Below are 19,796 nucleotides of genomic sequence, written 5' to 3'. Positions count from 1 at the left end.
TCAACGCAGCGCCGGCTCCTCGGCCTGCCGCTTCACCAGCACCTCGATCTCGCGCGCGCGGGTGTCGACGATCGACGCCTCGAAGTGGTCGACCGGCACCGCGCCCGGACGGCCGCTCTGGCTCTGGCGGATCAGTTCCTGCGCCGCCTTGAAGCGGTCGCGCGCGGCCGGATAGTCGAGGATCGCCACGTTCGACTCGGCGTCCGCGCGGATCGCGTGCAGCGTGTCGCCCTGCGCGCCATAGAGATTGGCCAGCGTGCGCCAGGCGGTGGCATCGCGCGGGTTCGTCGCCACCCAGTCGCGCAGCACCGGGATCATCGGCGCCGGCTGCCGGGCCGCCACCGCGGCGTCCGCCGCCAAGAGCATCTCGGGCCGCGACTTCGCCTTGCCATCGAGCAGCGAGGCCGCCTTGGCCACGCCCGCGCCGCCCGCCGCCAGTTCGATCTCGGCCTGCAGCCAGCGCGCCTGGCGCGCGGCCGGGACATCGTCCGCCGTGCGCTCGACCAGCCGCTGCGCCAGCGCGCGCGCCGCCTTGTAGTCGCGCAATTCCTTGGCCGACAGCGCCGCCGCGTAGAGCGTGCCGGCCTGCTGGGCCGGCGAGCTCCTGGCGAACTCGCCGCTGGCGGCCGCGTCGACCCACTGACGCAGCACGTCGACGCCGGGCCGCGTCAGCACGCGCGCGCGCGAGGAGACCATCGCGTGGTCCATCACGAGTACCGGCGCCGGCACCGTGTCCATGCGGAACTGGAAGCGGCCCTGCATGTCGGAGATCCGCTCGCTCGTCAGCGGATGGCTGCGCAGGTAGGGGAAGGAACCGTTGTCGTTGAGCCGCGAGGCATACTGCAGCTTCTCGAACATCGTCGCCGCGCCCTGCGGCGCGAAGCCGGCCTGCGTCATCACGCCGAAGCCCACGCGGTCGGCCTCGCGCTCCATGTCGCGCGAGAAGTTCAGCTGGTTCTGCATGAACGCCGCCTGGCTGCCCATGACCATCGCCTGGCCCGCGTCGCCGCCGCTGCGGCTCTTGCCCGCGGCGATCATGCCGAGGATCAGGCCCGCGAGCATCAGCGGGAACTGCTTGCTCTGCTTGTCCATCATGCGGGCGATGTGGCGCTGCGTGACGTGCGACAGCTCGTGCCCGAGCACCGTCGCCAGCTCGTCGCGGCTGCCCACCGCCGCCACCAGCCCCAGGTTGAGCCCGAGGTAGCCGCCCGGCAGCGCGAAGGCATTGATGTTGCGGTCGCGCCCCAGCATCACCACCCAGGCATAGCGCTCGTCGAGTTCGGGCGTGAGTTCGCCGCGCACCCGCGCCGCCGCCAGCAGGCGCTGCCAGATCTCCTGCACGTAGTCGGCGATCACCGGATCGTCGATGTAGTCCGTGTCGCGGTAGAGCTCGCGCGCGATCTGGTCGCCAAGGTGGCGCTCGGCGGTCGCCGTCATCTCGCCGCCGTCGCCGAGCCCCGGCAGCAGCTGGGCGCGCGCCAATGGCGGCATCAGCACCTGCGAAGCTATCAAAACACTAGCGCAAACCGTCCGCATGGCGGGCGCGAAGAGGCGTTTCTTGCGAGGGGGTGGGGTCCAGCGTGGCATGGCTTGTCCAGAACTCGGGCTCGTATGATGCACCTCCCTCTTGAACGTTCACCATGAGCTCACTCACCCATTTCGACGTCCAGGGCCAGGCCCACATGGTCGATGTCGCCGCCAAGCCCGCCACCCATCGCGTGGCCGTGGCCACCGGCCGCATCGAGATGCGGGCCGAGACCCTGGCGCTGATCGCCTCGGGCAGCGCGAAGAAGGGCGACGTGCTCGGCATCGCGCGCATCGCCGGCATCCAGGCGGCCAAGAAGACCAGCGACCTGATCCCGCTGTGCCATCCGCTGGCCATCACCCGGGTGGCGGTCGACCTGGCGCTCTCCGAGGCCGGCGACGCGACCCCGCACGTGCGGTGCACCGCCACCGTCGAGACCGTCGGGCCGACCGGCGTGGAGATGGAGGCGCTGACCGCCGTGCAGATCGCGCTCCTGACCGTGTACGACATGTGCAAGGCGGTGGACCGCGGCATGACCGTCACCGGGGTGCATGTGGTGGAGAAGCACGGCGGGAAGTCGGGGAGCTGGACTGCGCCTGCAGCCTAGGGAGCCGGGGCCTTGTCGCCCGGGTTGTGCCCGAGCCAGTGGACGTAGGCGCTCGGATAGGCCTCCCTGAAGCGCTCGGCGATCAGACGCGCCTCGTCTTCATGGCCCGAGAGCTCCGCGCTCTCGATCAGCTTCACGATCACGCGCGGCTCCGGCGAGAAATGCAGTGTTCGCTGCGCGAGTGCATGCATCCGGGCCGCGTTCTCGTGCGTGACCGGCGTCAACGTCAGCTCGGCGAAATCGACCTGGCGCGCGAACAGCCAGGAACTGCGGACCTTCGCAAGCGTGTCGTCCTGCCAGGGTGGCAGGCGCGCATCGCGCGACAGGTAGATCTGGCTGATGCGCGTGTAGTCCCAGGCGGCGTAGACGACGAACGAGAGCAGGGCGATGCCTGCCAGCGCCTGGAATCTTCGGCGATCGGGGAGCCACTTCCTGATCGATCGCGGTGACGATTCCTCGGTTCGGCGCGCGGGCCACAGCATGCCCAGGCACAGGCCGAAGACCAGCTGGAAGGGGCCGTACCACAGCGGGTACTCGAGCAGGCTGTGCACGAGGATGACGGCCAGCAGGCCCCAGGCCATGAGTCGGTTCGGGTCGCGCTCGCGCCAGGGACGGGCAGAAATCACCAGCCAGAGGAAGCCACCGCAGATCAGCACGGCGGCGGGGATGCCGAGTTCGACCGCGAGGTGCAGGGGGAGGTTGTGGGCGTTGTCCAGGAGCACCGGGAAGCGCGGGCCCGGGTAGACGGCCATGAAGTGGGCGTAACTGAGTTCGCCCCAGCCCCAGCCCGTCAGCGGGCGCTCGGCGATCAGGGAGAGGACGTTGTGCCAGAGGGTGAGGCGGCTTTCGTTGCAGAGGGCGGTGGGTTGGAGACGTTGGACGAGGGCGCCGGCGGAGGTGAGGGCCTTGCCGGTGGTGCCTGCGGCCGCGAGATGGGAGAGCAGCCAGTTCAGGGCGAAATAAAGAGGAAGCATTGCCAGTAACGCCGAGGCCGGGGGCAGGCGATTGATTGGCGGCCCTCGACGGCGCTCCTGCCATGCCATCCAGGCCACCGTGCCGGCAATCAGCGCGAGTTGGAGCAAGCCCGTGCGGGAGCCCGAAGCGGCGTTCGCGGCGATCAGCAGCACCATCGCCGCCGCCAGGCCGATCCGCATGCGTCGCGAGCCACTGGTCGCATACACCCACAGAGACGCAACCAGCGCCAGGTTGATCAGCGTGGCGAACTGGTTGCGCTGGCGCAGCGTGCCCCAGGCACGGCCTGGACCGGGAGATGTGATCCAGGGGAAGAGGAATTCGGCGAGGTCGTAGTACTGGAGCAAGCCGAGGACGGCGTTGAGGGCGCCCGCAACGAGCAGGCCCCAGACTGTTGCGCGCGCGATGGCGCTACGTCCGCCGCTCGACGCGACCAGCATGAAAAGCGCGGCGCACATCCCGGCGCAGAGCAGTTGCCAGAGGTTGGCGGACGGGCCCGCGACCAGCGGACAGAGAAACGACAGCGTGACGAGGCACGCGCAGAGAGCGGAGCGGTCGCGAAGAAGGGATCGGTCGATGAAGGCAGCGCTGGATGTCATTCCAGCGCCGATTGTTACCCGTGTTCTGTTTCGAAGCGCCGAGCTACCGTTGCAAAGCGCTTAGCGCCAACACAGCGCTGTCGTGCCAGGTGTACCTGCAGCCATGTCCCGAACACCTGTTGCAGTGAGCGTAAAGTTTCCGCATTTAGGATCCGAGGTTTGAGCACCTGCACGCGTAGCCGTCATCAGATAGCCGCTGTCGTCCGTGGCCACTGTGAGCGTGTAGTACCCGCCCGGCGACGTGGTCCCGTTGGGAAGTTTGAGCTTGCCCAGGTCGTCGGCATTGGTGACGTAGCTCCCGTTCTGCGCTCTGTACCGCTCTTGCCGCGCAGCCGCATCATTGAGCAGGTTCTGGGCTTCGACGCGCCGGGAGCGCCTCACGTACTCCGTATATGACGGATAGGCAATCGCCGCCAGGATGGCGACGATCGCCACGGTGATCATCAACTCGATCAGCGTGAACCCCTTTTCAGCATTGCGCACTGCGTTCTCCTTGCATCTTGCTTCCGGGCTCGCGACGTGCAAGAGCATCGGCCTCGATGCCGGCTGCCGTTCCTCGCGCGTCGCGGGCCTGATCCATCAATTCGGCGGCTGCCTGCGCCAGCTCTGGCGACCGAACTGCAGGCCGTGGTTGACCTGCTTCCCGCCGCCGCCCGGATCGAAGGTGTACCCCCCACGTATGGTCTGCTTGCCAGCCCCGGTTTCGATGCCGTTGGGCTGGCGACCGCCCACGTAGTCGGAGTTGTTGAAAACCCCATCGCCGTTCATGTCGAACACGATGTACTTGGTGCTGCCACCGCCGTTCGGATCGACCGCATAGAGCGTGCCCCCCATGCCGGCCGCGCACGGGTCGTCATTGGTCCGCACCGACGACAGGAACAGCCCATTGCCATACAACGTCATGTCGTAGACGACCTTCTCCCCGTTGCGCGGCAAATCCAGCACCCAGCCCCACTTCAGGACGTCCTGGTCTCTCGTGCCACTGGCATTGGTCGCATACCACTGCACGGTGTTGTTGCTCAGCCCAAAGCTCCCGGAGTCGGCAACCAGTTCCGTGAAGGTCTGGCTCTGCAGGTTGCTGCGGCCCTTGTCCGCCGTCGGCAAGGTCGAGGGCGGCGCCACGCCGCTGTAGCGGTCCCAGATGCCATACACGGTCTGCTTCTGCGTGCTGCTCTTGTCGCTGGAAGTGAGCAGACGGCCGGTACCGAAGATCACCAGATCGCCCTTGCCCGTGGGATGCCGCACCACGTAGGGCGCCGCCGTGATGGCCTGGCGCGTGCTACTGGCATCCTTGGCCGTGAAGAACCTCGACACCGTCCATGCCGAGATGTCGGCACTCCTCATGTCGAAGCGCCAGACATTGCCTGCCAGATCGCCTGCATAGGCCACGTCCACCTTGCCGTCGCGGTTGCTGTCCACCGCGGACACGCGCGAGAGGCCATTGCCCAAGGGCATCGACGCCGTCATCTCGCTGGCAGTCATGCCACCATCCATGTCAAAGCGACGCAAGATGGTGCCGTTGGCGATGTCCAACACGAACATGCTGGCGCCGCCACCGCCCGCAGTGCTATTGCCTGCCTGATAGCCGCCAGGCACCAGTGCGACCCACTTGCCCTTGCCAGAGGCGGGATCGTTGAGGCGCGCAATGGTTGGCTGCGGCAGCGAATAGCCCATGTTCTGCCGGTCGGCATCGCTGTTGGATCCGTTGAACTCCCACAGCAACTGAGGCGACGTGGGATTGGTGACGTCCAGCGCGAAGACTCCCCTGCCGCCCGCACCGAGGCTGCCGATCAACACCTTGTGCCACGCTCCACCGAAGAACACGTCGGAAGCCACGGGCGTACCGTCGACGTAGTAGCGATGGGGCGTGCCGTCCTTCTTGCCGTAATCGGGCGCGGTGAGCGTATTCAGGGTGTCGCGCACGGCCGTGGGAACGAAGGCGAACTCCTCCTCCCCGGTCGCGGCGCGGAAGGCATGGAACATGCCGTCATTGGCGCCCACGTAAATCATTTCGGGCTGGCTGGCCTGACCGGTGGTAAAGGCCGTGTAATCACTGCCCGTGCCTTCGAGCGCATCGGCGGCCGCGGCCCGGTAGAGCGCGCCCTTCACGCGCAGCGGCGAGGAATTCACGATATCGCCCAGCAGATTGAAGGTCGTGGTGCTGTTGGGCAGGTACTTGCGCACACGCAGCGTGTTGTTCTCGCCGCGGAGGAAGGCGATGCGCTGCGCGGCCTTGCTGTCGGACTGGCCGGTGCTGCTGGCGGGATTCTTGTTGAGCGCGGTGATCCACGCCGCGTCGGCCGTCTGGGCGCTGATGTCGGTAAAGGTGAAGGGCCGCAGCGTCGGCGTGGTGGTGCCGGCGGCGGCATACAGAATCTTGCGTGCCGCCAAGGAGGTGGACGAGCGCGTGGACAGCTTCTCCGCCGCGCTCCACTGCCGCTCGTAGTTCAAGCCACCCGAAGAGTTCTCGGTGAGTCGCTCACGAATCACGTCGCCGACCCAGCCATCGGCCTCGAAGCGCGTGCGGTAAAGGTCCGCGCCCGCAGTAATCGTGCCGTTAGGCGCATCCACGGATACGGCCGTCACGGAATTGGTGTTCTGCACGATATCGTTGAAGGCTTTGGTCATCTGCGCCTTCAGGGTCGTCGCATTGGTGACCAGGAAGTAGTTGTCCGGATCGCCCGTGACCGATTCGGGAGCGCGTCCCGGCATCCCGTACTTGGCGGCATACCACAACGGGCCCTTGAGGAAGCTGCCCGAGGTAGTGCTGTCACTCGGCGTGAAGGTACGGCTGGCCGTGAGCGGCAGATTGGCGCATGCGGCGTCGGAAGAATTGTTGGCGCAATAGCCGGGAGCTTTGCCCGGAGGCGTGTTGAGCGCGTAGTAGACCGAGTTCGTGTCCTTGTCGCGCACTTCCAGGTACATGCCGTCCGCAGTAGTGCCCGAGATCACGTAGCCCATGTGCTGGCCGATGCTGCCCGCCGCGTATTCCGACACCATGTCGACCTTCACGGTGCCGTCCGCCTGCTTGGAAACGGTATAGCGCGAGATCGCATCCATGTCATGGTCAGCGCCCTGCTCCACGTCCTCGTAGTTGATGCGGAACTCCGCATAGGGCCGCCCACCGTTGATGGTCGCGTCCTGGTCCGCCGCGCCGGTGTTGGCGATGCGGTCCACGTAGTAGTCCACGATCTGGTCGGTCGGAGCGAAGGTCGCGGGATTGATGCTGGAGCCGGTCACCGACTTGGCGAACGGAGAGATCGTCACGTACTTGTCGCCGCCCACGGGAAAGCGGATTTCAGGCAGCGGTGAGGCGATCGCCACCGAATAGGTCATCAGGCGGTTCTTTTCCGTCGCCACGCCAAAGACGGAGTTCGTGGCGGCATAGCGCGCCACCCCCGCGGCGTAGTAGCTACCCTCCTTGCTGGGCTCCTGCGGCGACAGGCCGCGCGCCCAGGAAAGGTCGGCGATGGTCTTCACCGAAGGCGCGCCGTTCGCGTTGGACGCGTTCGACTGTCCGATGAAGAAGTTCTTGCCGTTGATGCCTTCGGCAGTGCCGATGGCCTGCACCTCGTTCGCGACATTGAAGTTGGTCAGCGCGTTCGCATTGACGTCGACGGTCGAGAAGCGGCTGCCCGGGATCTTGGTGTCGTAGGAAGGGTTGATGTCGCTGATGACCGTCATCACGGGCTTGGCGCAACGCTGGTAGCCGCCGCCGTTGGGTTTGGCCGCGTAGGGCGAGATCCAGGCGGGCTTCGACAGGTTCAACGGACTCGCGCTGTCCTTGGCACCGCTGCCGTAGTCGTAGACGCTGTGAGCGCCGGACGCCCCACCGAAGTAGCGCAGCGTCTCGAACATCATCTCGCCCACCGGATTGCCCCACATTGCGCAGATCGAAGGATCCGTCTTGGCGCTGATGGGGCCGTCGGTGATCCACCCACAATTGTCGTAGGTGCTGCCGTTGAAGCCGATCAGGCGCAGGCGGTCGATGTTGGTCACGACGCCTGCGACGTCGGTCTTGTACTGCCCCGTCTGCGGATTCACCTCGTCGGCGAAGCTGCTCACATTGCGCCGCAAAATGCCGCCCGCGATGTTCTTCTGGTACGAGCCCGTGAGCAGGCCGAAGTACATCTTGTTGTTCTCGCCGAAGTCGTGCAGTAGGCCGGTGGGCTTGAAGATGGCCGTGCCACCGCTGTTCGGGTAGGACTTGCAGCTGGCCTCGCGCAGGGCCGCGTTGGTGCTGGAGCAGGCTTCCACCCGGACCTTGTAGGTCGTGATGGCGCTGGCGGGCCAGGTGGCCTTCAGTGCCAGGCCCCAGTTGTCGTCCCCTGAGCCTTCCACATGCCGAAACTTGACGGCCTTCCAGCCCGCTGAGCTGAAGTTGTACTGTCGAGAGTAGGTCTGCAGGTTGTCCTGGCTTCGATTGCTGCCATGACCGCCATACCAGCCTGCGCTGTTGCTCGAGGTGTTGTCCGGGGCGGTCGCCCCGTCTCCAAAAGTCACATCCACCGCGTCGTCGCCATCGACGCCAAATGTGTATGCCCCTGCCGCGGGAATGTAGATCTCCCCCGTGATCAGGGTCTGATAGTTCTCATGCGTGCAACTGTTGGTTCCGGCGAAGGGATTGTTGTTGCCGCCCGTGATGTTGATCGCGGCAATGGACCCCGTCCCGCACTTTCGGCTGTCAGGCGTATTGCTGCTGTTGAATGCGGTGTTCATCTGGGTCACATCGCCCGGCATCGACGCTCCGGATGTCCTTCTCCAGGTCGTGATGGTCAGATTGCGGAACGAGGTGCTGGGCACCATGTCGAACGACGAACCGGCATTCGCGGCGCACGCCACCCCGCCGGAACAAAGGTCCTGCCCCGCCGTGCCCTCCTTGGAAACCCAGTCCCAGATCTGGAACTTCGAATCGTTGAGGACCCGCAGTCGCGGGATCGCGTTGTCGTCGCTCTCCCCCAAGGTGGTCACTGCAAAGAGGTGGCGGGTCCCGCGCGCCGGTTGGGTCAGCGGCGCGTAGTCGCTGATGTTGTAGACCGTGCCGTCGCGTGCGGGATCGTAAGCCTTGCCCCAAGAGTGCGCGTCCCGCGGTACGTAGGCTCCCTGCAGCACGGTGCTGGTCGTGGTGTCGACCACACGCGTGCCGCCATAGAGTACCCGGCGGATGGCGTCCATGCGCGACGTGGCCAGGTAGTTGAGGAAGTCACCGCTCCAGGTGGTGCCGTTGCAGATCTTGCTCTTGGCTCCGGTGGCGGCCGCGGATGGCGTGAACTTGTCGGTGCTGTACTGGTAGCAGACGTTGTTGTTGAAATACCCGTAGTAGTCGATCTGGTTGGGCTTGTAGCCCACGTCGATCACGCCGTCGCCGTTGAGGTCGGAAGCATCGTTGTAGGCCTCGTAATAGAGCTTGTGGTCGCGCCCCATCACCAGCATGTTGAGCGGCGGATTGCTTTCGCTCACGAACAGCGGCGTCTGCGCCAGGCCCGTGTCGCCGGCATCCTGCGCGGTGGCGAGGTGCTGGCCGAACAGCATGGCTACGCCCGCCGTCAACAGGCCAACGGTGTGGAAAACGCGAAAAGGCGAGCGATCGGTACGGGTGGAACGAGCCATCACAGCCCTCCTCGAGGATTTATTTGACGAAAAGGTTGACCGTGGAACGCAGGCAATAAGCATCCGGCCCACAAGCCTGCACGGAGGTACTGGCGGTAGCTTGCGCATTGAGCTCGTAGAACTCGGTGCAGCCGGTGGTTGCGGACTCCAGCGCCGACGTTGCACTCGATCCCGGAGGACAGACCGTGGAGACATAACGCGGGTACCAGAAGCCATAAGGATCGGCAAAACCATCGGCCGCCTTCTTGACGGTGAACGAGGTGTTCAGGCCCAGCGTGTCGGTACGCGCCTCGCCCACATAGCAAGGCTTGGCAACGTCAACGGGATTCGTCGTGCCAGTGGCGCACTTGGACAACGAAATTCCGTACTTCTGGATAATGCGCTCGCCTTCGCGCAACGCGCCGTCCGCCGTTTCCTGCAGGCGCTGACTTTCGAGCATGTTGCCGGCGATGCGCGACTCCAGCGTGATGGTGCGCATGCCGACCACGGCGAGGATCAGCACCAGCAGCACCATGATCATGGCAACGAACAATGCAGCCCCACGTTGGCGCTTCCGTGGTGAAGTGAGCAGGAAGTGACGTGGTGCGCTCATGGCATCAGGTTTCTCAACGTAAGGGAGCCGCTGGCAAGCTGATAAAGCTGGCCCTTGCTGGTGTCGCAGTTGGCGGCGGCACCGCCCACGCTTTCCCAACTGGCGCAGGCGGAGGAGTCCATGCCCCCCGTCAGCTTCTCGGCGGTGCTCGCCAGCAGGATCGCGTAGCGCAGCGAGCGGATGACGTCGTCGGTCGCAAGCGTGCCTGTCTTGTATTCCTCGACTCGTCGCTCGGCGAAAGAATCGCTGCCTTTGCCGACACCGAATTCGAAGTGCACCCCGCGCACGCCGTCGGCGACTTCCTGCTTGTCCGTGGACTGGCTACCGGCCTGGCAAACCAGCTTGCCGCCATCGAGAAAGAATTTTTCGGCAAACATTCCTGCGCCCAAGGCCGGCGCGGGCGGCGCTTCATAAGCCTTGAGACCGCCAATGCCAGCGGCCGAGCCAGCGCAGTCCTTTTCGTTGTTGTCGCGCGGCTGATAGCGGATGCACAAAGTGCTTGCGTCGACCGCATACATGGCTTGGCCCACCGCGAACTGGCAGCCATTGGCGAGCGCGGCCGCATCGGCCGGAAAGGCCTCATCCATCGGCTGCGTCGGGTCGCGGCGGTAACCTGCCTTGGTGAATTCGCTGTCCAACGTACCCAGCGCATAGCGGCTATTGCCGAGGTTCTCGCTCTGGCCGGTACGGAAGCCGAAGTTTCGCAGTCCTTCGACGTAGATCGTGGTGGCGATCAGCACGATGATGAGCCCGACGGCCATCGCCACCATGACCTCCACCAGCGAAAGTCCACGCTCAGCCATTCGAGGCCGACGGATGGCGCGGCCACGCGTCTGCGGACATGTGCGTGCCATGGCCTCAGAGCCTCGACCGCAGCGTGTAGGAGCAAAACTCATTGTCGGTTCCATCCAGACATTGACCCTTCTTGGCCGGCCAGGCCACGGTGACCGAGATCACGCCAGTGCCCGAGGTCAAGCCGACAATGAAATTGCTTGTAATGAGGGCATTCGGCAACTCGGGCATGAGTTGCTTGGCGCGCGCACCCCAGCAGCCCAACCGTTTGGCGGGTTCCGCCGCCAGCGGCTTGCAGTCCGCCGCTGTGACGACCGCCAACTCGGTCCCTCCCGCTTTCAGGTAACCGCCGAGATCCGCCTTCGGCGTTCCGGTGACGTCCAGCACCGTGAGCGTGTCGCCGCGCATGGTCTCCATCAGCTCGGAAGCGACCATGGCCGCCATCTGTCGTCGTTCGGTGTCGGCGGTAAAACCAATGGCGCGCACATGCATGCCAGCGGCACCGAGCAGGCCGATGCTGACCAGCAGGACGGCGACCAGGACCTCGATAAGGCTTAGGCCGGACTGTTGGAACGAAGACGATTGAAGCTGATGGGTACGCATGGGCAAATCCGAGAAAGCCTGGAGACTTCAAGAGCAGGTTTGCCCGCTTGCAATGCTCTCCAGCCGAACCAAGCCGGTGCCGATCACGCTAAGACACTGCATGCGTGAGGCATTGGTGGCAGAGATCGAAATCTTGTAGGGGGCGGTACCCGAGACGGGCTTGGCTTGGCCTTCAACAGAGAACACTACCCCGTTGTCAGAGACAGGCTCGACGCTGACAACTTCGGGCAAAGCGACCTCCCGAAGAACGGCGATGCTGTCTCTCGCCTGCCACTTCTGACTAGCGCTAGGCACGACAGTGATCTGTTTGCGTTTGTAGACTGCCTCAGCTCTGGCAAACTGGAGCAACGTCTGCAGTTCCTGGGCAGCAGATCTCACGCGCTGATTGGCGATTGCGCCAGTGAACATGGGGGCGGCCAACGAAGCGAGAATGGCTACCAAAGCCACAACAACAATGGCTTCGATCAGGGAAAAGCCTTGATAGGCTCTTTTTGGGGAAATACGTGCGCTCGTAGGGCGAGCGAGAAACCATTGGTCCACAGTGGTTCGCGTAAGTGATGAATGTTTCCGATGGTAACGTTTGTCCTCCTCCTAACGACACCATTCACGCACCTTTAAGTAGCCGTTCGTCCGAAAGCGTTCGGAATGAACGTCGTCTACTCGCAGGTTCATCTGGATCCGAACCGTAGCTCCCCTTCCATGACAGTTCTTCGAGCTAGCGAGCGCTCTCCTCAGATGCTCAAAATTGCTCTCGGGCCATTTCTCGAATTTCCCCCTCAGAGTTCTCTCATCTCTTTTTGCCCTAGTAAATTACATTTCGGCGAAAATCAATCATTTAATTTGCACCACTCACGAACAGTCGCCAGTTCCAGAACGAAATCCACGAGGAGATTCGCAACTGGTTCCACTATTAACCCAAAGGATATTCGCACCTACTGGGTTTATACTGCCAGTCAAAATGACTGTTAACGGCGCTCCAGCCGAATCCGTTGCCCCAATGGTCGCAGTGATGACTCCTCCAACGATGCTATCGAGCGACAGCACATTTTTGGTCGTAGCAAAGCTAGCAGCCAAGGGAATGCCAAAGCTACCACCATCACAATTTGAAATATCGGTCTCCATGGCACATAGACTCACCGCCTGTTTCATTTTTTTCAATTCGATGGCAGCCGAACTTGCCCGAGTCCTTGATACGTAGTTGGAATACTGAGCCGCCGCTATGGAAGTGAGAATCCCAATAACAGCGATCACCACAATTAACTCGACCAAGGTGAATCCGCGACATATGACTTGAAAGTAGCGATTCACGATGACTTCATTGAAAAAGCCGCCCGAAGGCGGCTTTCTGATGAAGAAAAGATTAGGGGCAATCGCCCTGGCCAGGCTTCAGACCGCGAGTGGCATCGCAAATAGTCGACGTGCCCATAGACCATGTCATTGCTGATGCACCAGCAGTGATGGTGGGCGTATCAGTGAAGCCCATTGCCGCACCCGCAGCAGTCGTACCGCCGCCAGTACCCGAAATAACGCCATCGGTTACACCGACAGTCAAGAGATTCTTAGTTGCACCCGCGCCACCAGCAGCAATTGCAGGCGGAATTCCATTTGTACCAGCGCTGCAACCCGTCAAGGTAAGGGTATCGTTATAGCAAACGGAAACAGCTGTTTTGTAAGCAGCGAGTTCTGCCACCAGCGCCGCGGAACGCGTACGCGAGGTGTAGTTCGAATACTGAGGAATAGCAATTGCAGCCAAGATGCCAATGATCGCCACAACGATCATCAATTCAATAAGGGTGAAACCCTTCTGCGCTTTGCGTGCGATGGAACGACGGTTCATTTCACTAACTCCAGGTTGGTTGGGTTGGTTGTCACTCCCGGGAGTCCTCCCCCCGGAGCGAGGAAGCTTCCGCAGCATCCGTGCCACCCGATTTCCCGCCCCATCGGCGACCTAACGCGTCACCCCAGACCACATTCGCGTTACTGCATGTGACAGAAGGTGTATCAAGATGCGACACATGGCGACAAATTTGTCATGTCACCCGCGTCGCGCAACGTCCGAACTCAGAAGGTCAGGATCCCATCCGCCTTCAGCCAGCGGATGTCCCGCTGCGCCAATCCCCGCACCTTCCGCCCCGCCAAGGTTTCGATCTGGCTCATGATCTCCTCGGTCTCGGCCGGCTTGGTGTGCGTGATGTAGATCGGATAGTCCTTGCCCGGATCGATGTGGGCCAGTTCGTCGGCCAGCATAGTCGGCGACAGATGCAGGCTGCGCTCCGCCAGCGCCTGCTCCCGGTTGCTGAAGGCCGTCTCGATGACGAGCATCGCGACCTCAAGGGCATTGACCCGGTCCCAGAACGGCGCGTTGCGCTCGGTATCGCCGCTGAAGACCCAATGGGCGCCGCCATCGGCACGGCTCACGGCGAAGCCGCAGGCGGGCACGGTGTGCACGGCCGGCAGCACCTCGATGCGCTTGGGCGTGGCGCTGCCGAGCAGCAGCGTCTGGCCGACGGCGATGTCGTGGAAGGTGACGAAGGGGGTCTCGGGACTCGGGATGCTCTCGAAGTCGGGCCAGATGATGTTGTTGAAGACGTGGGCGCGCAGCGCCTCGATGGTGGCGCGCAGCGCATGCACGCGCAGCGGCCGGGTGCGGCGGCCGCCGACGGCGTCGAGCATCAGGGGGAGGGCGGCGATGTGATCGAGGTGGCAGTGCGTGAGCACCATGTCGTCGACGCCGGCCATTTCGTCGAGGGTGAGGTCGCCGACGCCGGTGCCGGCATCGACGAGCAGGTCGGTGTCGACCAGGAAAGAGGTGGTGCGGCAGTCTTTGGCGATAGCGCCCGAGCAACCCAGCACACGAACCTGCATTGTGAGAGACCCCTTGTCTGTGTCTGTCATTTGGTTTCGAACCGGGTTGCACCGTCCCACGACGGGTCGTGCGGGCGCAAGGCCATCGAGGCTAATCTCTGCGCGTAGAGCTGGTAAAGGACTTTTTTGGCATCGGCCACGAGGAGGGGGTCCAGCAAGTTTCGGCCCAAGGCCCAGTCCTGGCGCCGGTAGGCGGCCAGTACCTCGGCCCAGCGCTCGAGCCGGTGCGCCTCGCGCACGGCGATGACGGCCGCCTCGTCCCAGGCGACGGCCAGCGGCGTGAACACGGCGACGGCCTGGGCCCGGCCCTTGACGAAGACGCTGTCGAGCTCCTGCCAGACATAGGCCGGCGCGAGCTCCCGCGTGGCGCCGCTGGCGACGATCTCGACGCCGTAGTGGCCGCTGAGCCCCTCGAGGCGCGAGGCCAGATTGACCGCGTCGCCGACCACGGTGTAGCTGCGCCGCGCGGCCGAACCCATGTCGCCCACGCTCATGACGCCGCTGTTGATGCCGATGCCGATGCTGATCTCGGGCCGGCCGGTGGCGCGGTGGATGCGGTTGATGTCGTGCACCGCCTCGGCCATGTCGAGCGCGGCATTCACGGCGAGGCTGGCGTGCTCGGGCGTCTCGAGCGGGGCGCCCCAGAAGGCCATGACGCAATCGCCCATGTACTTGTCGACGGTGCCGCGGTGCGCGGTGATGACGTCGGTGAGGCGGCTGAACACGGTGTTGAGGAAGGCCTGCAGTTCGGCCGGCGACATCTGCTCCGAGAAGCGCGTGAAGTCGCGCATGTCGCAGAACATGACGGTCATGGTCTTGCTCTCGGCACGCATGCTGTAGCGGCCCGGGCGCTCCAGCATCTCGTCGACGAGCTGCGGCGGCACGTAGGTGCCGAAGAGCTGCACCAGGCCGCGGCGCGCGCGCGATTCGACCAGGTAGCCCCAGCTCATGTTGAGCAGGAAGGCGAGCGCAACCATCGCGAGCGCCGAGGCCAGCGGCAGCACCAGGCCATGCGCGACGTAGAGCCAGGTGTTGAGTCCGACCAGCGCCGCGGCCACGGCGAGCATGAAGGCCACGGCGCGCAGCGCGGGCAGCAGCGACAGGCCAATGGCCAGCACGACGCCGGCGACGAACACGCTCAATACTTCGTAGCCGGGCGCGTAGTCGGGCACGGCGAGCAGGCGGTCGTCGAGCAGCGCCGAGACGATGTTGGCATGCACCTCGACGCCGGCGAAGGACGGGGCCGCGGGCGTGGCGCGCAGGTCCTGCAGGCCGGGCGCGGTGGCGCCGACGAGCACGATCTTGTCCTTGAGCTCCTCGGGCGCGAGCCGGCCCTCGAGCACGTCGGCGGCCGCCACGTAGCGGAACGAGCCGCCGCGGCTGCCGCCCGGGCCGCGGAACGGCACCTGCACGCTGGCATTGCGGTCGACCGGCACGCGCAGTTCGCCGATGCGCAGCGACTCGAGCTGCGCGACCGGACTGCCGGGCACCAGCGCGGGCAGCACCGGCGGCGAACCGTTGGCGAGCCGGTAGACGGCCAGCGCGAGCGACTCGTAGTAGCCGGGCTGGGCGCGGTCGCCGTCGTAGCGCGCGATCAGCGGCACGCTGCGGATCACGCCGTCGTCGCTCTCGCCGACCAGGGTGTTGAGGAAACCCCCGCGGGGCGCGGCCTGCGCGAGCACCGGCAGGCTGGCGCCGAAGCCGTTCCAGTGCGTGGTATAGCCCTCCTTCGCGGGCAGGGCACCGGCGGGCCACAGCGGCGTGGCGGGCAAGGCGCCGCGGGCGCGCGGCGTCTCGGCCTGCGTGAAGTAGTAGCCGAGCGCCACGGGCTGGCCCGCGAGCGTGCGCGCCAGCACGGCATCGTTGTCGAGCAAAGGCGCGAGCTTCTCGACTTCGGCGGCGAAGCCGGGGATGCCGCGCAGCGGACCGCTCGCCAGCTCGCGCAGGCGGTCCACGCTCGAGCTGCGGTCGGGCTCGACGAACATGACGTCGAAACCGACGACCCTGGCCTGCTGGTGCGACAGCAACTCACTCGCGAGCCGCGCCACCTTGTCGCGCGGCCACGGCCATTGCCCCTGGCGCGCGAGGCTCGCGTCGTCGACGTCGACGATCACGATGCGCGGATCGAAGGTGCCCGGCATGGTGGCGCGCAGGCGCACGTCGTAGATCAGGTGGTCGAGGCGCTCGAGCATGCCGGCATGCCAGAGCCCGGTGGCGTGCGCCAGCGCCAGCAGCACGGGCAGCAGGGTGACGGCGATGCGCGCCCAATGGCGCCGCAGTGCACTCATGATCGACCGGAACCGGGACGGGAATCGAAGCCGGTTCGCCGACGGAAGCCCCGCGGCTCAGACCCGCTGGAACTGCAGGCGCAGGGTGCCGAGTTCGAGCAGGTCGTTCTCGTGCAGCGCCACGGCCTCGGCGCCCAGCGGCTCGCCGTTGAGCAGGACGGCGCCCATGACGCTCGCGGCCACGTAGCCCTGGCGCCGGCGCGTGACGACCGCCACCGCGACGCCGGGCTTGCCGACGGTGGTGACGACCTTCTGCAGCGGCAGGTCGCGCCCGGCGTTCTCGCCGGCCAGCACGCGCAGCACCGGCACGCCGAGCTCGACCAGCGCCCCCGATTCGGTGGGCGCGGCCGACAGGGGAATGGGTGCGGAAGATTCGCTGGCGACAGCGACGTGGACCGGCACGCCGGCCGCGGGCGCGACGCTGCGCGCGCGGTAGTGGATGCGGCAGCCGCCGACCTCGATGACGTCGTTGTCCTTGAGCGTGCGCTTCTGCACCGCCACTGCGTTGACGTAGGTGCCGTTGGTGCTGTTGAGGTCTTCGATCTGGACATCGCCACCGCGCAAGGTCAGGACGGCATGCTCGCCGCTCACCGCGAGATTGTCGACCACGATGTCGTTGTAGGCGCGCCGCCCGAGGGTGGTACGGTCCTTCGCGAGCGTCACTTCCCGGATGACGACACCATCGATCGAGATACTCATTCTCGGCACTGCCGACTCCCTGATTGCAATTGTCGCGAGACCCGAAACGACATGGCGGATGGACTTGCCACCCCGCCGATTTCGTCAGGCTGCCGTGCGAGGCAGGCTGGCCCGGGCCAGGATGACAGAAATGTTATCCCGTCCGCCATTTTCGTTGGCGATGTTTGCCAAAAGTGATACCTTGGACTCAATACCACCGTCTTGTCTCGTCAGAAGCGTGAAAAGCTGGGCGTCCGGGACCATTTCGCTGAGCCCGTCCGAGCACAGCATATAGAGATCGTCGGGCCTGGCCGTGTGTTCATGCATTTCCAGCAAGACTTGGGCCTCGACGCCGACGGCGCGGGTCACGAGGTTGCGGTTGGGCGAGGACAGCGCTTCCTCGGCCGTGATGGCGCCCGCGTCGAGCTGCTGCTGGCGCAGCGAATGGTCGCGCGTGAGCTGCTCGAGCTTGTCGTTGCGCAGCCGGTAGCAGCGCGAGTCGCCGATGTGGCCCACCATCACGCGGTGCGGCCCGAAGGCCGCCAGGACCAGCGTGGTCCCCATGCCCTGCAGGTGGGGATTGGTCAGGCTGCCGTCGAGGATGGCGGCATTGGCCTCGTCGGTCGCGGCCTGCAGCGCGCGCCGCACGACGCGGGCCGGTGCCTGCGGACCGGCCTGCACGTACCAGCGCCGGAAGTTCGCGTGCACCAGCGACACCGCCATCGCGCTGGCGACCTCGCCGCCCTTGTAGCCGCCCATGCCGTCGGCCAGCACCGCCAGCCCGAGCACGGGATCGACATGGACCGCGTCCTCGTTGTGGGCGCGCACGCGGCCGACGTCGGTCAGCGCCGCGAACTCCCACGAGAGCGGGGGACGGGTCGAGAAGAGGGAAGTGCCGACACCTACCATGGTCGCAAGTGTCGGCGAAGCGGCTGCCCGGTGGTGGCTTCCGCCGTCAGTGCTGCGCCGCGGCCGCGTGAGCGCGCCGCTGGAGCAGCTTGCCCACCGCCACCACGAACAGCGCGCCGGCCGCGGCAGCGGCGTAGTGCAGCCAGGGGTTGGCCGCCAGCACCTCGCGCAGCGACACGTCGCTCACGATGGTCTCTCCGCCGACCCAGCCGATCAGCGCGGCACCCAGCATCACGATGATGGGGAAGCGCTCCATCAGCTTGATCATCAGCGTGCTGCCGAAGATCACCAGCGGAATGCTGATCGCCAAGCCCAGCACCAGCAGCACCATGCTGCCCTGCGCGGCGGCCGCCACGGCGATCACGTTGTCCAGGCTCATCACGAGGTCGGCCAGCAGGATGGTGCGCACGGCCGCCATCATGCTGCCGTACTCCTTGGAGTCGCCTTCGCCCTCGTCGTCCTCGCCGAGCAGCTGCAGGCCGATCCACAGCAGCAGCAGGCCACCGATGATCTGCAGGTAAGGCAGCGCCAGCAGCTTGGCCGCCACCACCGTCAGCACGATGCGCAGCACGACGGCCGCGCCGGAGCCGAACAGCACCGCCTTTTTCTGCTGCTCGGGCGGCAGCGAACGCGCCGCCATGGCGATCACCACGGCGTTGTCGCCCGACAGGATGATGTTGATCCAGACGATCTTGATCAGGCCGATCCAGAAGTCCGTGCTTTGAAGAAGTTCCATGTCTCTGATCCCGCTTTGTTTTTGTGAAAAAAACGCCCGCAATCGGATTGCGGGCGTCTTGTTCTTTCTTGCGCGTGAGGTCTCTTTGCGGACCTTGCCGGGCGCGAACGCCTAGGCTTACAGCTTGCCCTTGAGCAGCTTGGCCAGTTCCGAGAAGTTGCGCGTCACGGTGAAGCCGCACTCTTCCATGATGGAGAGCTTGGCCTCGGCCGTGTCGGCACCGCCCGAGATCAGCGCGCCGGCATGGCCCATGCGCTTGCCGGGAGGCGCCGTCACGCCGGCGATGAAGCCGACGACCGGCTTCTTCATGTTGTCCTTGCACCAGCGGGCGGCGTCGGCTTCGTCGGGACCGCCGATTTCGCCGATCATGATCACGGCGTCGGTGTCGGGGTCTTCGTTGAAGGCCTTCATCACGTCGATGTGCTTGAGGCCGTTGATCGGGTCGCCGCCGATGCCGACCGCCGACGATTGGCCCAGGCCGATCTCGGTCAGTTGCGCCACGGCTTCATAGGTCAGCGTGCCCGAGCGGCTCACGACGCCGATGCGGCCCTTGCGATGGATGTGGCCGGGCATGATGCCGATCTTGATCTCGTCGGGCGTGATCAGGCCGGGGCAGTTCGGGCCGAGCAGCAGCGTCTTCTTGCCGCCGGCGGCTTCCTTGGCCTTCATCTTGTTGCGCACTTCGAGCATGTCGCGAACCGGAATGCCTTCGGTGATGCAGATGGCCATGTCCAGGTCGGCCTCGACGGCCTCCCAGATCGCGGCCGCCGCGCCTGCCGGCGGCACGTAGATCACCGACACGGTGGCGCCGGTCTGCGTGGCGGCTTCCTTCACCGAACCGAAGATCGGGATGTTGAAGATCGACTCGCCGGCCTTCTTGGGGTTCACACCGGCCACGAAGGCGTTCTTGCCGTTCGCGTATTCCTGGCACTTCTCGGTGTGGAACTGGCCCGTCTTGCCGGTGATGCCTTGGGTGATGACTTTGGTGTCTTTGTTGATGTAGATCGACATGACTCTGTT

Annotated in this window: 17 protein-coding genes; 1 reads left to right on the top strand and 16 read right to left on the bottom strand. The window is 65.0% G+C overall.

Annotation, left to right across the window (positions count from 1 at the left end):
- Window positions 1–1,587, bottom strand: coding sequence for a M48 family metalloprotease (locus KV106_RS08470; RefSeq protein WP_261208944.1), 1,587 nt, complete (start codon window positions 1,585–1,587; stop codon window positions 1–3).
- Between the two features lie 53 nt (window positions 1,588–1,640).
- On the opposite strand from KV106_RS08470, the gene moaC reads away from it, so the two are divergent.
- Window positions 1,641–2,132 carry a cyclic pyranopterin monophosphate synthase MoaC gene (gene moaC, locus KV106_RS08465; protein ID WP_261208942.1) on the top strand — a complete coding sequence of 164 codons (492 nt, stop codon included), beginning with the start codon at window positions 1,641–1,643 and terminating at the stop codon, window positions 2,130–2,132.
- Here moaC and KV106_RS08460 read toward each other — a convergent pair.
- The 15 genes from KV106_RS08460 to sucD form a co-directional block, all read right to left on the bottom strand.
- Window positions 2,129–3,703: a PglL family O-oligosaccharyltransferase gene (locus tag KV106_RS08460; RefSeq protein ID WP_261208940.1), complete on the bottom strand. Its 1,575-nt coding sequence runs from the start codon at window positions 3,701–3,703 to the stop codon at window positions 2,129–2,131. The genes moaC and KV106_RS08460 overlap by 4 nt on opposite strands.
- Before the next feature lie 60 nt (window positions 3,704–3,763).
- On the bottom strand, window positions 3,764–4,186 hold the full coding sequence (locus KV106_RS08455; RefSeq protein ID WP_314733635.1) for a type IV pilin protein: 423 nt from the start codon (window positions 4,184–4,186) through the stop codon (window positions 3,764–3,766).
- 96 nt (window positions 4,187–4,282) lie between these two features.
- Window positions 4,283–9,313 (bottom strand): pilus assembly protein, encoded by a 5,031-nt coding sequence (locus KV106_RS08450; protein ID WP_261208935.1) that lies wholly within the window; start codon window positions 9,311–9,313, stop codon window positions 4,283–4,285.
- Window positions 9,314–9,332: 19 nt separating this feature from the next.
- The gene (locus KV106_RS08445) at window positions 9,333–9,905 is read right to left on the bottom strand and encodes a pilus assembly PilX family protein (RefSeq protein ID WP_261208932.1); all 573 of its coding nucleotides are present in this window, start codon (window positions 9,903–9,905) and stop codon (window positions 9,333–9,335) included.
- The gene (locus tag KV106_RS08440) at window positions 9,902–10,708 is read right to left on the bottom strand and encodes a PilW family protein (protein WP_261208923.1); all 807 of its coding nucleotides are present in this window, start codon (window positions 10,706–10,708) and stop codon (window positions 9,902–9,904) included. The genes KV106_RS08445 and KV106_RS08440 overlap by 4 nt, the downstream gene beginning before the upstream one ends.
- A 55-nt stretch (window positions 10,709–10,763) precedes the next feature.
- Complete coding sequence (gene pilV, locus KV106_RS08435) at window positions 10,764–11,300, bottom strand: type IV pilus modification protein PilV (RefSeq protein WP_261208921.1); 537 nt, start codon at window positions 11,298–11,300, stop codon at window positions 10,764–10,766.
- A gap of 27 nt (window positions 11,301–11,327) precedes the next feature.
- Window positions 11,328–11,840 carry a GspH/FimT family pseudopilin gene (locus tag KV106_RS08430; RefSeq protein WP_261208919.1) on the bottom strand — a complete coding sequence of 171 codons (513 nt, stop codon included), beginning with the start codon at window positions 11,838–11,840 and terminating at the stop codon, window positions 11,328–11,330.
- A 309-nt stretch (window positions 11,841–12,149) separates the two neighbouring features.
- A complete protein-coding gene (locus tag KV106_RS40005) occupies window positions 12,150–12,608 on the bottom strand; it encodes a pilin (RefSeq protein ID WP_314733634.1) in 459 nt (152 codons plus the stop codon).
- Between the two features lie 52 nt (window positions 12,609–12,660).
- Window positions 12,661–13,137 carry a pilin gene (locus tag KV106_RS08420; protein WP_261208918.1) on the bottom strand — a complete coding sequence of 159 codons (477 nt, stop codon included), beginning with the start codon at window positions 13,135–13,137 and terminating at the stop codon, window positions 12,661–12,663.
- Between the two features lie 224 nt (window positions 13,138–13,361).
- Window positions 13,362–14,165 (bottom strand): 3',5'-cyclic-nucleotide phosphodiesterase, encoded by an 804-nt coding sequence (locus KV106_RS08415; protein ID WP_057593694.1) that lies wholly within the window; start codon window positions 14,163–14,165, stop codon window positions 13,362–13,364.
- Between the two features lie 26 nt (window positions 14,166–14,191).
- The gene (locus KV106_RS08410; protein ID WP_261208912.1) at window positions 14,192–16,453 is read right to left on the bottom strand and encodes a CHASE2 domain-containing protein; all 2,262 of its coding nucleotides are present in this window, start codon (window positions 16,451–16,453) and stop codon (window positions 14,192–14,194) included.
- Between the two features lie 57 nt (window positions 16,454–16,510).
- Window positions 16,511–17,161, bottom strand: coding sequence for an FHA domain-containing protein (locus tag KV106_RS08405; RefSeq protein WP_057593696.1), 651 nt, complete (start codon window positions 17,159–17,161; stop codon window positions 16,511–16,513).
- A gap of 75 nt (window positions 17,162–17,236) precedes the next feature.
- The gene (locus KV106_RS08400; protein ID WP_261208909.1) at window positions 17,237–18,040 is read right to left on the bottom strand and encodes a Stp1/IreP family PP2C-type Ser/Thr phosphatase; all 804 of its coding nucleotides are present in this window, start codon (window positions 18,038–18,040) and stop codon (window positions 17,237–17,239) included.
- Window positions 18,041–18,086: 46 nt separating this feature from the next.
- Entirely contained in the window at window positions 18,087–18,776 is a 690-nt protein-coding gene (locus KV106_RS08395) for a TerC family protein (RefSeq protein ID WP_261208908.1), read from the bottom strand.
- A gap of 117 nt (window positions 18,777–18,893) precedes the next feature.
- The gene (gene sucD / locus KV106_RS08390) at window positions 18,894–19,787 is read right to left on the bottom strand and encodes a succinate--CoA ligase subunit alpha (RefSeq protein WP_057593699.1); all 894 of its coding nucleotides are present in this window, start codon (window positions 19,785–19,787) and stop codon (window positions 18,894–18,896) included.
- Window positions 19,788–19,796: the final 9 nt, after the last annotated feature.

It is taken from the genome of Variovorax endophyticus (assembly GCF_025376855.1).
GTDB lineage: Bacteria > Pseudomonadota > Gammaproteobacteria > Burkholderiales > Burkholderiaceae_C > Variovorax.
This window is presented reverse-complemented; position numbering and strand designations above follow the sequence as displayed.

Bases quoted from the DNA above. Each gene is read 5' to 3' on its own strand.
- KV106_RS08470 (WP_261208944.1), bottom strand. From the start codon at position 1,587: ATGCCACGCTGGACCCCACCCCCTCGCAAGAAACGCCTCTTCGCGCCC.
- moaC (WP_261208942.1), top strand. From the start codon at position 1,641: ATGAGCTCACTCACCCATTTCGACGTCCAGGGCCAGGCCCACATGGTC.
- KV106_RS08460 (WP_261208940.1), bottom strand. From the start codon at position 3,703: ATGACATCCAGCGCTGCCTTCATCGACCGATCCCTTCTTCGCGACCGC.
- KV106_RS08450 (WP_261208935.1), bottom strand. From the start codon at position 9,313: ATGGCTCGTTCCACCCGTACCGATCGCTCGCCTTTTCGCGTTTTCCAC.
- KV106_RS08445 (WP_261208932.1), bottom strand. From the start codon at position 9,905: ATGAGCGCACCACGTCACTTCCTGCTCACTTCACCACGGAAGCGCCAA.
- KV106_RS08440 (WP_261208923.1), bottom strand. From the start codon at position 10,708: ATGGCTGAGCGTGGACTTTCGCTGGTGGAGGTCATGGTGGCGATGGCC.
- pilV (WP_261208921.1), bottom strand. From the start codon at position 11,300: ATGCGTACCCATCAGCTTCAATCGTCTTCGTTCCAACAGTCCGGCCTA.
- KV106_RS08420 (WP_261208918.1), bottom strand. From the start codon at position 13,137: ATGAACCGTCGTTCCATCGCACGCAAAGCGCAGAAGGGTTTCACCCTT.
- KV106_RS08415 (WP_057593694.1), bottom strand. From the start codon at position 14,165: ATGCAGGTTCGTGTGCTGGGTTGCTCGGGCGCTATCGCCAAAGACTGC.
- KV106_RS08410 (WP_261208912.1), bottom strand. From the start codon at position 16,453: ATGAGTGCACTGCGGCGCCATTGGGCGCGCATCGCCGTCACCCTGCTG.
- KV106_RS08400 (WP_261208909.1), bottom strand. From the start codon at position 18,040: ATGGTAGGTGTCGGCACTTCCCTCTTCTCGACCCGTCCCCCGCTCTCG.
- KV106_RS08395 (WP_261208908.1), bottom strand. From the start codon at position 18,776: ATGGAACTTCTTCAAAGCACGGACTTCTGGATCGGCCTGATCAAGATC.
- sucD (WP_057593699.1), bottom strand. From the start codon at position 19,787: ATGTCGATCTACATCAACAAAGACACCAAAGTCATCACCCAAGGCATC.